The following is a 12,789-nucleotide window of genomic DNA, read 5'->3' as shown; positions in this document are numbered from 1 at the left end:
ATGCTATCAACGGGTCTGAATCTGTGTCAAGGCAACCTGGGATTCTGCGGCATCGAGGCGTCCGAGTTGGCCGCAGGCGCCCAATACATCGCGACCGCGGCTGCGGCGGAGGTACGCATCCACATGCCCTCGGCGGAGGGTGTCCTGAAACGTGTCGATCGCTGCGTCTGAGGGGCGTCGGTAGGGGTTGCCGGGAAACGGGTTGAAGGCGATCAGGTTGACCTTGCAGCGGAGGCCTCGAAGCAACTTCACCAACCGGACGGCATCCTCCACGCGATCATTCACGTCTGCGAGCAGAACGTATTCGAAGGTGAGGCGATCACGGTCTGCCAATGGATAGGCCCGACAGGCTGCGAGCAGAGCATCGAGTGAATGGAGCCGGTTGGCCGCGGGCATGAGTTCGTGGCGAAGTGCATCGGTGGTGGCATTCAAGGAGATGGCCAGGTTTACCTTGAGGGGGGCCACGTCCTTGATCCGTGAGGCGAGTCCGGCGGTGGAGATCGTGATGCGGCGGCCCGAGAAGCCCAGGCCCCAGGTTTTGTTGGTGAGGCGGGTTACGGCATCGGCTACGGCATCCAGGTTGGCGAGGGGCTCACCCATGCCCATGAAGACCAGGTTCGTCAATCGTTGGCCCTCCTGCAAATGCTCTTGGGCGAGGAAGACCTGGTCGATGATCTCATGCACCCGCAGATTGCGTCGAAGGCCCAGGGTGCCCGTCAGGCAGAATCCACAATCGAGCGTGCAGCCGACTTGTGTGGATAGGCAGAGGGTGAGCCGGTCCTCGTCGGGGATGAGCACACATTCGACTTGATTGCCGTCGGCCAGCGTGAGCACGAATTTCCTGGTGCCATCTTGCGACGAGAAAACCTGGACCGCTGAAGTCCGTTCGATGCTGCAGTGGCCTGTCAGGTAGTCGCGGTCCTTCTGTGAGAGATTGCTCATCTCGGCGAAGGTGCGGGCTCGTTCCTGATACAGCCAGCGCAAGATTTGCGAGGTGCGGTAGGTCGGCCACCCGAGTGAGACGACGAACGCGGCCATCTCGCTTTCGGTCATGGTCAGCAGATTGGTGCGGTGATCAGTCTGTGGGAGCATGCCGGAGCCTAGCACAAGGAAAAAACTTGTGACAAGCAAGGCGAACGTGGTCGCGTTTATACAGCGTTCCGCTATAATGAGGTCGGTTCACCCTCTTCTCTGGATGAGAATGTGACCGCATTTCCTTGGCGGATCAGCTTGTCGGCTCTTGTCATGTGGTCTGTGCTGTCGAGCCTGTTCTTGACGGCCACAGCCGAGTCACCGCGCCCCTTGCCCGTTGCCGCTGCCCCCTGCGTCTCTGCGGAAGATTGTTTCCGTTCCGCTGTGGCGCTCAATGAACGTTCGGGCTCGCCCGTTCAACGCGATCAAACGATGATGCTGAAGATCGACCAGTTGCGGTCGGTGATGGATCTCTATCCTTCCACGATTTGGGCCAAGCGGGCCGGGGTGGTGTTGGGCGTGTTGTTGATCGAGCGGGACCCGGTCGAAGCCGCCAAACGTTTGCAGGCTGTCCAGCCCGACATGCCGGTGTTGGACGACTATCTCCGCCTCTGGATCGGGGAATCGCTGCTGAAACGGAACGAACCGATCCAGGCGGCCGAATTGCTGGAGACGATTCCCAAGGTCGTGCCGGATTCAAACCTGATCGCCAAGGCTGCGTACAGGACGGGAGAAGCTTGGTATAGCGCCAATGTGTGTTTCCGCGCAGTGGACTGGTTGACGCGAGCGGTGGCTCTTGCGGAGAAGGACCCGTCGGCTCCGTTGGCCTTGTGGCATCAGGCCGAGTGCCACATCCGGGAGAATCGACTGCCGGACGCGCGCACCGCGTTGACGCAACTCTGGCTGCGCTATCCGCAATCGCTTGAGGCGCGCGAGGCGAAAGCCCGGTTGGATACGGCGCTGGGCGGAGAATCCTGGGCGCCGACAGCCGACGATCATTTGATTCGCGCACAGGCCTTTCTGGGCTTGGCCATGCAAGCAGAGGCGGGCGAAGAGTTGCGCCGCGTTCTAGCAATGGCTCCCGGGCACCCCCGCCGGTTTGATGCCCGCTTGAAATTGGGCGTGGCCTATGTCCGGCTCAAGCAATATGACCAGGCCCGTGAGACGTTCCGCGGGTTAGTGGCTGATCGAGTGCAGGAGTCAGCTGAGGCCACGGTATGGTTGGCCCGGGTGTATCTGCGGCAGAGCCAGGGCGATAAGCTGATCGCATTGGCGCGATCGGTGGCGCAGGGTTCCTTGGGAGGCGACCAGCGGGCGATGGTGCATCTCTTTGCCGGGGTGTGGTTGGAGGATCAGGGGCAATTCGATGAGGCGATCGAGATGTTCCGGCAGGTGGCGAAGGTGGGAGACTCGGCGAGTCAGCGTGCGGAAGGGCTGTGGCGCGCCGGGTGGGCGCAATATCGGACGGCCCGTTATCGGGACGCCGCCGAGACGTTTCGATCCGTTGTGGAGTTGCATGTCAACGGCTTTGAGCCTCAGGCCATGTATTGGGCGGCCAGAGCGGACGAACGGGAGAAAAACACCACCGTCGCCGATCAATACACGCGTCTCTGTCAGCGACACGCGTACAGTTATTATTGCCAGTTGGCTGCCCGACGCCTGTCGTTGCCGCCGGCCACACCGGTTGCGACAAGCACGGAGCGTCCGGCAAGCGAGGAGGCGTCACGTTTGCCGGAGAATCGGCGGTCTGAGATCGAACGGCATGTCGTCTATCAGCGCGGGATAGAACTCAAGATATTGGGGTTCGCCCAGGATGCGGCCCGTGAACTTGGGTCGCTGACAGAGCACTATAGTCGTGACCCGGAGGTGCTGCTGGCGTTCTCGACCCTGCTCAGTGAGGTGGGGGCCTACTATCCAGCCTTACGTGTGGCAAAAGTGCACTTTAAAGAGAAGCTCGAACGAAGCGGGCAGCCGACCGCGCCTGCCTTGTGGACGGTGGCGTACCCGACCGGTCTCCTTCCGACGATCACTGCGCAGGGCATCACCGCTGTTGACCCCTACCTGGCGGCCGCGATCATTCGCGAGGAGAGCCAGTACGATGAAAAGGCCGTCTCCATGGTGGGAGCCGTGGGATTGATGCAGTTGATGCCGGTCACGGCGAATGCCGTGGCGCAACGGTACGGGTTTCCCGCGGTGGGACGGGAAGAATTGTTCGATCAGGAAACGAACATTCGGCTCGGGGTGCGATATCTTGGGCAGTTGCTCGAGCAATACGGTGGGAATCTGGCCTATGCGGTCGCGGCCTACAATGCCGGCCCGATTGCCGTGAATAGTTGGATTGCGGTGCATCGAGGGCGGGAGCAAGACGAGTTCGTGGAGCTGATTCCGTATCAGGAAACGCGCTTGTACGTGAAGCGCGTCTTGCGTAGCTACGGAGAATATCGTCGTCTGCATCACGGCACGTCGTAGCGGGGCCGTTTTCTTGACAACCCGGAGCGAACTTTCTATATTTCGCCCCCATCACACAACGTGTTCGACCACCACTTTGATATGAGGAAATACCATGACTTTAGATCGTCTCGACGCCCTTGAAATTCGGATTCGCGATTTGGTGAAGCTGGTGCAGGATATCAAGCGGAAAAACGCCTCATTAGAGGACGACCTTCGTCTGGCGCGGGAGCGGGTTGCGGTTCGTGATGACGAAAACCGACGCTGGGAGCAGGAGCGGGTCGATATCCGTTCACGGATCGAGAAAGTCCTGGGGGAAATCGATCTGTTGGAATGCCTGGATGAACCCAAGGAGGTGGCTGTTGACTAAGACCATTGACGTGGAGATCTATGGCCAGCGATACAGCATCAATGGGGAAGCGGACGAATCCTACGTGAAGCAACTGGCCGATATGGTCGATAAGCAGATGAAGCAGGTGGCGGCTGGCATGCGGTCAGCCACCCCGGCCAAGTTAGCCGTCCTTGCTGCATTCAATCTTGCCCACGAGTTGATGGAAGCAGAGCGAAAGTCCCGGCAGGGAGAGGCCGACGCGGATCGTCGCGTGGCCTCCCTGATGGAATCGATCGATCAGCAGATGCCGTCCATCCTGTCCCGGTGAGTTTCGCCTTGCTTTCACTGTACTGCTTTGTTATCGTTTCTGTGTTGTATTGACCTGAGGGTCAACAAGAGCAGGAGAGGAAAGGAAGCTTCGAACAAGGACGGAAAATCTGACGACGGGTTTTGAGCGCTAAACATATGGAATCGCTGGTTTTTGTGCTGTTATTCACAGTGGCCGTGATGATGTGGATGAGCGAAGGCGCCCAGGCCGATATGTCTATCCGACAGGTGTGTGTGCAGCGTGTAGTCATGTGCGGAGAGCAGGCGTGTGCAGGTGTGCCAAGGCCTGTCCTGTCCTCCCAACCTGTGACGATCTCAGACAAGGGGCCGTGGTGTGTGCACCTTCGACGTGAAAGACGTCCTCATGCGGGCCGAAGTCGACCCTCCTCCACGTGAAGTAACGGCGGCGATTCCACGCTTCGTTTCTACTGGCTCACGAAGTCAGGTGTTTCCCCTTCGCGCGTAGACATTCTTTTCTCACATTCCATGCTCCCCCTTTAACACTGGCTGTGATCATTTGCAGGGTGACAGCGTCTACTGTCCCACTGCCGTAAGGGAGGTGGTTCCCATTTCTCTCAACGTTGTTGCGTACATTTTTATTGGGTTGGTGGGAGCGGTCCTGGGTGCCGGCCTGTACGAGGTTTTTCGTCGTCGGTCAGCGTTGGCACGGCGCGTAGAGGCCGAGGACCAGTCGGCGCAGATCATTCAATCGGCTCAGCGTGAAGCAGAGAACCTCGTCAAGGAGGCTAAGCTGGAGGCCAAGGATCTGGTCTTTCAGTCAAGAATCGAACTCGAAAAGGAACAAAAGGCAAAGCTTGCGGAGGTGTCCAATTCAGAACGGCGGGTGTCCCAACGCGAGGAGGGGCTGGATCGTAAGCTCAGTTTGCTTGAGAAGCGGGATCAGGACGCGCTCAAACGGGAGCAGGAACTATTAAAGCGTGAGGAGGTTCTTGTTCAGAAGGACGTGGTCTGCTCACAGGCGCTGAAGCAGCATCGTGAGGCCCTCGAGCGAGTGGCCAGCTTGACGGCGGAGGAAGCTAAGCGGCAACTCATCCAGGAGCTGGATAGCCAGGCACGATTGGAAGCGGCCGGCCTGGCGAAACGCCTGATTGAAGAAGCAAAGGAAAACGCCGATCGGGAAGCGCGAGAAATCATCGCCAGTTCCATCCAGCGGGTGACCCGGGATTATGTGAATGAGGCCACCATCTCCGTAGTGCCGATTGCCAACGATGCCATGAAGGGCCGGATTATCGGTCGAGAAGGGCGGAATATTCGGGCGATTGAGGCGGCGACGGGGATTGATCTCATTATCGATGAAACGCCGGAGGCAGTTATCATTTCAGGGTTCGATCCGCTTCGTCGCGAGATCGCCAAGGTTTCGCTCGAGCGGCTCATGCACGACGGACGAATCCATCCGACACGCATTGAAGAGATCGTCGAAAAGGTAAAGGTCGACATCGAGAAGCTGATGATCGAAGAGGCCGAAAAGGTGATCTTCGAAGTTGGTTTATCGGATTTTCATCCCGAGTTGGTCAAGGTGCTGGGGCGGCTGAAGTACCGAACCAGTTATGGGCAGAACAATCTGTACCATGCGCGGGAAGCCGCCTATATCTGCGGCATCATGGCCTCCGAGTTGAAGCTCGACGTGAAGCTCGCCAAGCGGGGAGCTTTGTTGCACGATATCGGCAAGGCCGTCAGCCATGAAGAAGAAGGCCCGCACGCCATGCTGGGTGCGGAAATCGCCAAAAAGTACGGTGAAAGCGCTAAGGTCGTGAATGCCATTGCGGCGCATCACGAACAGGTTGAGCCGATCTGTCCGGAGACCGTGCTCGTGGCGGCGGCAGAAGCGCTGTCGGCTGCGCGGCCGGGAGCCCGCCGTGAAGCGTTGGAGTCGTATGTGAAGCGACTGGAGAAGTTGGAGTCGCTGGCGACTGTGCACAAGGGTGTACAAAAGGCCTATGCGATCCAGGCCGGTCGTGAAATTCGTGTCATTGTGAAGCAGGAAGATCTGACGGATCCTGAATGTTTCCAGCTTTCTCGCGATCTGGCCAAGAAGATCGAGCAGGAGCTGACCTACCCTGGGCAAATCAAGGTGACGGTCATCCGGGAGAGTCGGTTCATCGATTTTGCGAAATGAGTGAACGATCATGAAAGTGTTGATGATCGGCGATATCATGGGCGAGCCAGGGCGTCGGTCCGTGGCTCGCCTCCTGCCGAAACTCATTGCCAACTATTCCATCGATGTCGTGGTGGGTAACGGCGAAAACGTGGCCGGCGGATTCGGCATTACTCCGGATTTGGTGGATGATCTCTTCGATCTCGGGGTGTCGGTCATTACCACGGGTAATCACGCGTGGGACAAGAAAGAAATTCTCGAAGTGTTTCCGCGCGAACCGCGTCTCTTGCGCCCGGCCAATTATCCGGCCGGAGTGCCTGGGCGAGGCAGTTATGTGTTCACGACGCCGGGCGGCGAGTCGTTGGGCGTGCTTCATTTAATGGGACGGGCGTTCATGCCGACGATCGATTGCCCGTTTCAAGTCGCCAAGCGCGAAATCGAGCGGCTCAAGACGCAGGTCTCCGCTATTGTGGTCGATATGCATGCTGAGGCAACTTCGGAAAAGATGGCGATGGGGCATTATCTGGATGGGTTGGTCACGGTCGTAGCGGGGACCCACACCCATGTGCAGACGGCAGATGAACAAATCCTTCCGAAAGGGACGGCCTACATCACCGATATCGGGATGACCGGTCCGCTGCATTCGGTGATCGGGATCAAAAAAGAGCTGGCGATCGAAAAATTTCTGACCGGGATGCCGCGTCGGTTTGAAGTGGCTTCCGGTCCCGTCGTCTTCTGTGCGGTGTTGATGGAGTTGGACGCCACGCTCGGCAAGGCGTTGTCGATCGAACGAATCCGAGTGGTGGATTGAGCGGTTCGCGTAGCCATTCTTTCGGGCTCGGCACGATATGACCGGCCATACCCTTCCGTTACCCCTGCTTCTCTCTGTGTCCGACGTGACACGACTCATCCGCGATTCCCTGGAAGAACAGTTTCGAGATATCTGGCTCGAAGGTGAAATTACCAACCTCCGCGCTCCGTCCTCCGGCCACCTGTATTTCACGCTGAAGGATGAGCAGAGTCAGCTGCGCGGGGTGCTCTTTCGGTCCGGAGCGTCAAGGCTTCGATTCACGCTGCAGGAGGGGTTGGCGATCGTCGCGCGCGGGCGCATTTCGGTGTATGAGCCGCGTGGCGAGTACCAATTGATCGTCGAGTCGCTTGAACCCAAGGGCGTCGGGGCGTTTCAACTGGCGTTCGAGCAACTCAAGGAGCGGTTGGCGCGTGAAGGCCTATTCGATGAGTCGCGAAAACGCCCCTTGCCGGTCTTCCCGCACACGGTCGGCGTAGTGACGTCCCGCACCGGGGCTGCGGTTCGCGATATTGTGGCGGTTCTCCGCCGTCGCTGTCCGGTTGCCAATATTCTCATCGTTCCCGTGCCGGTCCAGGGCGAGGGAGCCGCCGAGCATATTGCGGAGGCGATCCGGACGTTAAGCGGGCTGCCGCAAGTGGAGGTGGTGATCGTGGGGCGTGGAGGCGGCGCCTCAGAGGATTTGTGGGCCTTCAACGAAGAAGTGGTTGTGCGTGCCATTGTGCAATCAAGAGTGCCGGTGGTCTCTGCGGTGGGACATGAAATCGATGTGACACTCTCTGATTTCGCGGCGGATTATCGGGCGCCGACTCCCTCTGCCGCCGCGGAGGCGGTCGTGCCGGTGTTGGACGAGATTGTCGAGCGATTAGGTGAGACCTCGGATCGTCTGTATCGCGTTCTGCGGACCTTGCTGGAGATGCAACGCCATCGATTCGAGCGATCGGTCGGCGTCCTGCGCGACATGCGTTTTCGAGTGCAGGCGCATGCGCAGCATCTTGATGCATTACGGGACGGATTGACGCGCACGTTGACGGAACGCTTAACGGTGCTCCATCGCGGGATGGTGGAACGCCAGCATGCGTTGCTGTCTCAAGGCCCGCATAATCGGATTCAGACTGCCCTCGCGGTGGTCCCACAGCTGTACAAGCGGTTGGAGCAGGAAACTCGGCGAGGACTCATGTCCAAGCAGCAGGCGGTTGCGTCGCAGATGATGGCATTGGATGCCCTCAGTCCATTGGCGATCTTGAACCGCGGGTATAGTGTCATCCAGACCGTCCCGTCAGGACGGATCGTCCGGCGGACGTCTGAAGTGGCGGTTGGGGATGTGGTGCAGGCGCGGCTTGCCGAGGGGCGGCTGTTCTGTCTGGTCCAGGACGTATTGCCGTCTGTGATGCCTTGACCTCACCGATGGGGCGGGCAATAATGGCCCGTTCGATGCCTAAGCAAGGGAGTTGTTGTGGCTGCCGTGAAGTTTGAATATGCCATGGCGCGATTGGAAACGATTGTGGCCGAGCTTGAAAAGGGTGATCTTCCGCTCGATGATTCACTGAAAATTTTCGAGGAGGGGATTCGGTTGTCCAAAACGTGCCTCAAGATGCTGGAGGACGCCGAACGGAAGGTCGAGATTCTGGTACAGGAAAAGGACGGCAAGAAGCGGATTCAAGCCTTCTCTCCCGGCGAGGATGAGGCGGAGCGCCCTCAGTAACGATCTGATCGATGCGCGGGGATTCGCGGTGTCCGCGCCTATCGCAGTAGCACTTCCTTCACAGCCTATGACTCAGAAATTGCGTCCAGAGCGGGAACGGCTCGATCGTGCCTTGGTCAGTCGAGGGCTCGTCGCCAGTCGGGAGGACGCGGCGAGGCTCATTCTCGCCGGGCTCGTTCGTGTGGACGGGGTGGTGGTTGATAAGGCGGCGAAACCGACGCCGTCTGACGCCAAGGTTGAGCTGACTGGTCCCGGGTCACCCTATGTCGGTCGCGGGGGAGAAAAACTGGCCGGCGCCTTGGATCAATTCCACGTCGATCCCAAAGGAATGATCTGCTTCGATGTCGGCTGTTCGACCGGGGGATTTACCGATTGTCTGCTGCAGCGTGGCGCCGCGCGTGTGTATGCGGTCGATGTGGGGTATGGCCAGTTTGAGTGGCGCCTTCGTCAGGATCCGAGGGTGGTGCTCATGGAGCGGACCAACATCCGGTATCTTGAGCCAGGTGCGATCCGGGATCCCATCGACCTGATTGTCATCGACGTGTCGTTTATTTCATTGACCCTCGTGCTGCCCTGTGTCGTCCCCTATCTGACCGCGGTCGGATTTGTGATCACGCTGATCAAGCCGCAGTTTGAAGTGGGAAAAGGACTTGTCGGCCGGGGCGGGATTGTGCGGGATGATGGGTTGCGGGAGGCCGTGGCCGACAAAGTAGTGGTCTGTGCGGATCGGCTGGGGCTAGATTTGGCGGGTCGTATGGAGTCGCCGATCGAGGGGCGTAAGGGCAATCGTGAAATCCTGGCCTGGTTCCGACGCAGGGTATAAAGAATTCGAAGATAGAGTTTGTGAGGATTGAGCCGACTTTTCGTTGGCGGGTGCGCTCCCAAGAGCAAGACGAAAATACTTTGCGGAAGTCTTCAGAAGGTGTAGGCTGACCATCAATTGGTCGGTCTGGGAACCGGCAGGTCCGCAGACGAAGGAGAGGCGAGGAGACGTATGAAAGTCTTGGTTACCGGGGGGGCGGGGTTTATCGGGTCACATGTCGTGGATCGTTTGCTCCAAGAGGGGCACGAGGTGGTGGTGGTCGATAATCTTGTCACGGGCAAGCGGAAAAACGTCCCCAAAGCCGCCCAATTCTACAAACTTGATATTGAAAATCCCAAGCTGGAGCGGGTGTTTCGCAACGAACGGCCGTCGGTGGTGTTTCACCTGGCGGCGCAGATGAACGTGCGCCGTTCGGTCGAAGATCCGATGTTCGATGCGCAGGTCAATGTGCTTGGCACCCTCAACGTGCTGGAGCAAGCATCCAAGCACGGCGCGCGCAAGGTTATCTTCTCGTCATCCGGCGGGGCGATCTATGGCGAGCAGCTGGCATTTCCCGCACCGGAGACCCACATCACTCAGCCGCTGTCCCCATACGGCATCAGCAAGTTATGCGGGGAGCATTACCTATCCTACTATCACCGGCTAAGCGGTATTCAGATCGTGAGTCTCCGATATGCGAATGTGTACGGCCCGCGGCAGGATCCGGAGGGGGAGGCAGGAGTCGTCGCCATTTTCATTCAAAAGATGCTGCGTGGTGAGCAGGCGGTGGTGAACGGCAACGGCCGGCAGACGCGTGACTTTGTGTTTGTCGAGGATGTCGTAGAGTCGAATCTGATGGCGATGGGCCCCGAAGTGGAGGGGGTGTACAACGTTGGTACGGGGATTGAGACGTCGGTCAACGACCTCTTCAAAATCGTCGTCGATTTGACGAAGGTGGAGTTTAAGGAAGTGCATGGTCCAGCCAAGCGAGGCGAGCAGGCAAGGAGCGTCATTGACTCCGCAAAGCTCCATCGAGACCTTGGGTGGGAACCTAAAGTCGACTTGCGGGAAGGCTTGCGACGGACGGTCGAGTATTTCCGCGACGGGCTTGACTGACCGCCTGATCTAATACCGAGGCACGGATGAGTCTACTTGCGTAGACCAGGCATCGATACCTCCGATCAGGTTTTTCACGTTTCCGAACCCTTGCTGCAATAGAAATCCTGTCGCGTCCGCACTTCTCATCCCGTGGTGGCACACGGCGATAATCTCGGCGTTACGGTCCAGTTTGCTCAAAGACTGCTGCAGGGTCGCCAGCGGGACCAGGATGGATCCTTCCAACTTGGCGATGGCGTATTCCCATGGCTCTCGGACATCCACCAGGACAAGCTTCTCGCCTTTATCCAGCCTTGATTTAAGATCTTTTGGGGTAATTGTGAAACTCATCGGTGCACCTCCATCATGATAGGGTCGGATCATAAGGAGCCGAAAAAGGGGTGTCAACTCTGGCGTGGCGAGGCAGCGACCGCGAGGGCGGGATCTCAAGGCGTAGTGTGTTCGGACCGAAGGAGACGGATGGAGCAGAGGTGCCGACCTATTGGTTGGACTGGGTAATGGGTCGGCAGGCAATGCCGCAGGGGGATGGTCGTTTTTTGTCGAAATGTCCAAATCCTGCCTAGTGTTTGAAGGGTAATCCGGGGTGAAAATGGGTCCAAATAGCTTGTAAGGCGTTGATAGATAAAGCATAGTGTGTCAGTCCTATTTTTCAGAGGCATGCAATTTGCTTAAGCTGTGGGGGAGATGTGGAAACGAATGGTTCTGGGGTGGTGGTTTTCGTGACCGCAGGTACGGCAGAAGAGGCCGAGAAAATCGGAAAGATTATCGTGGAATCGAGGCTGGCTGCCTGTGCAAGTATTCTCAATGGTGTTCGATCGATTTTCCGATGGGAGAATGACATCAACGTCGAAAATGAATGCTTGATGATCATCAAGACAACACTGGCACGATACCCGGAGCTTGAGGCGGTGATCCGCCGTCATCATAGCTATACGACCCCGGAGATCATCGCATTGCCGGTCATTGCGGGGGCGGCGCCCTACTTGGAATGGGTCAGGAATGAGACACATAAGTAGTTGATTCTAATAAGCTAAATTCCTAAAACTAAGGGTTGACCAGCGCGCCTGAGATCAGTACACTGCAAAAGACCGTTGCTGAATTCTTGGTTGAATCCGTGAAGGGGAGAGCGTTCTATGAGCCAGCAAACAGCCGAAACAAGTGATGCCTATACCGTTGTGGTGTTTCGAGGGTCATCCTCCAAGCCCCTGCGGTTTAGTTTTCCACGGAAGTTCGTGCGCAAGCTTCTCATTCTGGCGGCGATCCTTATTGTGGCGGATCTGCTGGTTGTCTCTCATTATGTGATTCGGACCGGAGAAGTATGGCAGCTATCGGCGTTCCGGGCTGAGGCGATGGGTGCGCGCGAGCAGACTGCGGCCTTTTCCGCCGCAATTGATGATCTCAAAAAGCGTCTTTCGACCATGGGTGAGGTGAATCAGCGGCTCCGGGTCATGTTGGGAATTGATGCGAGTAAGCCGGCTGGGGATCTGGCCAACGGACGTGGCGGTGAAGATGGCCCCTTGCCGGACGGGAAGACGAGTGTTCAGGGGGCTGGATCTGCTACCGGCGGAGTGGAATCGCGACAGCAGGTTTCTGATGCCCGCGATATCAACCAGTCTGAGGTTGATTTCACGACGGAAAGCATCGAAGAGGTTACCCAACAGGTTCGCGAAAGCCTGGATGCCCTTGTGCGGGAAGCGAAGCAGCAGGAGGAGGCTCTTGAAAGCCTGACGCAAGTTGCCGAGCAGCGTTCGACTCAATGGGCATCGACTCCGTCCATTTGGCCTGTGCGCGGGTGGGTGACTTCGGCGTTTGGGCCTCGGGTGTCGCCCTTCACTGAGAAGCCGGCCTGGCACGATGGTCTTGATATCGGAGCGCAGGCGAATTCCCCCGTGCAGGCGCCAGCGCTCGGGCGTGTGATTACGGTCGCGTTTGATTCAAAAATGGGTAATATGGTCAAGCTGGACCACGGATATGGCATTGAGACAGTGTATGGACACCTGGCCAAGGCCTTGGTGAAGGAAGGCCAGCGGGTGAAGCGGGGCGATGTTGTGGCGTTAGTTGGTAGCACCGGTCTTTCAACAGGCCCGCACCTTCATTACATGGTGAAGAAGAACGGTCAAGCGCTGGATCCGACCAAGTTTATTCTCGACTAGCCATCCCCTAT

13 protein-coding genes are annotated in these 12,789 nt (G+C 58.0%); 11 read left to right on the top strand and 2 right to left on the bottom strand.

Translation table 11 applies throughout. From position 1 onward, the window contains the following. Positions 1-6 precede the first annotated feature (6 nt). Positions 7-1,092 (bottom strand): 23S rRNA (adenine(2503)-C(2))-methyltransferase RlmN, encoded by a 1,086-nt coding sequence (gene rlmN, locus V9G17_07150; GenBank protein ID MEI2752365.1) that lies wholly within the window; start codon positions 1,090-1,092, stop codon positions 7-9. 111 nt (positions 1,093-1,203) lie between these two features. Between rlmN and V9G17_07145 the strand changes: the two genes are divergently transcribed. The 9 genes from V9G17_07145 (at position 1,204) to V9G17_07105 (ending at position 10,625) form a co-directional block, all read left to right on the top strand. After that, the gene (locus tag V9G17_07145; GenBank protein MEI2752364.1) at positions 1,204-3,441 is read left to right on the top strand and encodes a transglycosylase SLT domain-containing protein; all 2,238 of its coding nucleotides are present in this window, start codon (positions 1,204-1,206) and stop codon (positions 3,439-3,441) included. A gap of 94 nt (positions 3,442-3,535) precedes the next feature. Continuing rightward, entirely contained in the window at positions 3,536-3,790 is a 255-nt protein-coding gene (gene zapB / locus V9G17_07140; protein MEI2752363.1) for a cell division protein ZapB, read from the top strand. After that, positions 3,783-4,079, top strand: a complete 297-nt coding sequence (locus V9G17_07135; GenBank protein MEI2752362.1) for a cell division protein ZapA — start codon at positions 3,783-3,785, stop codon at positions 4,077-4,079. Before zapB ends, V9G17_07135 begins: the two co-directional genes overlap by 8 nt. A 558-nt stretch (positions 4,080-4,637) precedes the next feature. Continuing rightward, complete coding sequence (gene rny, locus V9G17_07130; protein MEI2752361.1) at positions 4,638-6,215, top strand: ribonuclease Y; 1,578 nt, start codon at positions 4,638-4,640, stop codon at positions 6,213-6,215. A 10-nt stretch (positions 6,216-6,225) separates the two neighbouring features. After that, a complete protein-coding gene (locus V9G17_07125) occupies positions 6,226-7,005 on the top strand; it encodes a TIGR00282 family metallophosphoesterase (protein MEI2752360.1) in 780 nt (259 codons plus the stop codon). 37 nt (positions 7,006-7,042) lie between these two features. Further along, complete coding sequence (xseA, locus tag V9G17_07120) at positions 7,043-8,401, top strand: exodeoxyribonuclease VII large subunit (protein MEI2752359.1); 1,359 nt, start codon at positions 7,043-7,045, stop codon at positions 8,399-8,401. 57 nt (positions 8,402-8,458) lie between these two features. Continuing rightward, on the top strand, positions 8,459-8,707 hold the full coding sequence (xseB, locus tag V9G17_07115) for an exodeoxyribonuclease VII small subunit (protein MEI2752358.1): 249 nt from the start codon (positions 8,459-8,461) through the stop codon (positions 8,705-8,707). 67 nt (positions 8,708-8,774) lie between these two features. Beyond that, a complete protein-coding gene (locus tag V9G17_07110; protein MEI2752357.1) occupies positions 8,775-9,530 on the top strand; it encodes a TlyA family RNA methyltransferase in 756 nt (251 codons plus the stop codon). A gap of 171 nt (positions 9,531-9,701) precedes the next feature. Further along, positions 9,702-10,625, top strand: coding sequence for an SDR family oxidoreductase (locus tag V9G17_07105; GenBank protein MEI2752356.1), 924 nt, complete (start codon positions 9,702-9,704; stop codon positions 10,623-10,625). A 9-nt stretch (positions 10,626-10,634) separates the two neighbouring features. On the opposite strand, the gene V9G17_07100 is transcribed toward V9G17_07105, so the two are convergent. Further along, positions 10,635-10,955 carry a rhodanese-like domain-containing protein gene (locus tag V9G17_07100; protein MEI2752355.1) on the bottom strand — a complete coding sequence of 107 codons (321 nt, stop codon included), beginning with the start codon at positions 10,953-10,955 and terminating at the stop codon, positions 10,635-10,637. A gap of 389 nt (positions 10,956-11,344) precedes the next feature. On the opposite strand from V9G17_07100, the gene cutA reads away from it, so the two are divergent. Continuing rightward, positions 11,345-11,641, top strand: a complete 297-nt coding sequence (cutA, locus tag V9G17_07095; GenBank protein ID MEI2752354.1) for a divalent-cation tolerance protein CutA — start codon at positions 11,345-11,347, stop codon at positions 11,639-11,641. A 117-nt stretch (positions 11,642-11,758) separates the two neighbouring features. Then, the gene (locus V9G17_07090) at positions 11,759-12,778 is read left to right on the top strand and encodes a M23 family metallopeptidase (protein MEI2752353.1); all 1,020 of its coding nucleotides are present in this window, start codon (positions 11,759-11,761) and stop codon (positions 12,776-12,778) included. Positions 12,779-12,789: the final 11 nt, after the last annotated feature.

The organism is Nitrospira sp. (assembly GCA_037045225.1).
In the GTDB taxonomy this organism is placed as follows: domain Bacteria; phylum Nitrospirota; class Nitrospiria; order Nitrospirales; family Nitrospiraceae; genus Nitrospira_A.
This window is presented reverse-complemented; position numbering and strand designations above follow the sequence as displayed.

Bases quoted from the DNA above. Each gene is read 5' to 3' on its own strand.
- rlmN (MEI2752365.1), bottom strand. From the start codon at position 1,092: ATGCTCCCACAGACTGATCACCGCACCAATCTGCTGACCATGACCGAA.
- zapB (MEI2752363.1), top strand. From the start codon at position 3,536: ATGACTTTAGATCGTCTCGACGCCCTTGAAATTCGGATTCGCGATTTG.
- V9G17_07125 (MEI2752360.1), top strand. From the start codon at position 6,226: ATGAAAGTGTTGATGATCGGCGATATCATGGGCGAGCCAGGGCGTCGG.
- xseA (MEI2752359.1), top strand. From the start codon at position 7,043: ATGACCGGCCATACCCTTCCGTTACCCCTGCTTCTCTCTGTGTCCGAC.
- V9G17_07110 (MEI2752357.1), top strand. From the start codon at position 8,775: ATGACTCAGAAATTGCGTCCAGAGCGGGAACGGCTCGATCGTGCCTTG.
- V9G17_07105 (MEI2752356.1), top strand. From the start codon at position 9,702: ATGAAAGTCTTGGTTACCGGGGGGGCGGGGTTTATCGGGTCACATGTC.
- V9G17_07100 (MEI2752355.1), bottom strand. From the start codon at position 10,955: ATGAGTTTCACAATTACCCCAAAAGATCTTAAATCAAGGCTGGATAAA.
- V9G17_07090 (MEI2752353.1), top strand. From the start codon at position 11,759: ATGAGCCAGCAAACAGCCGAAACAAGTGATGCCTATACCGTTGTGGTG.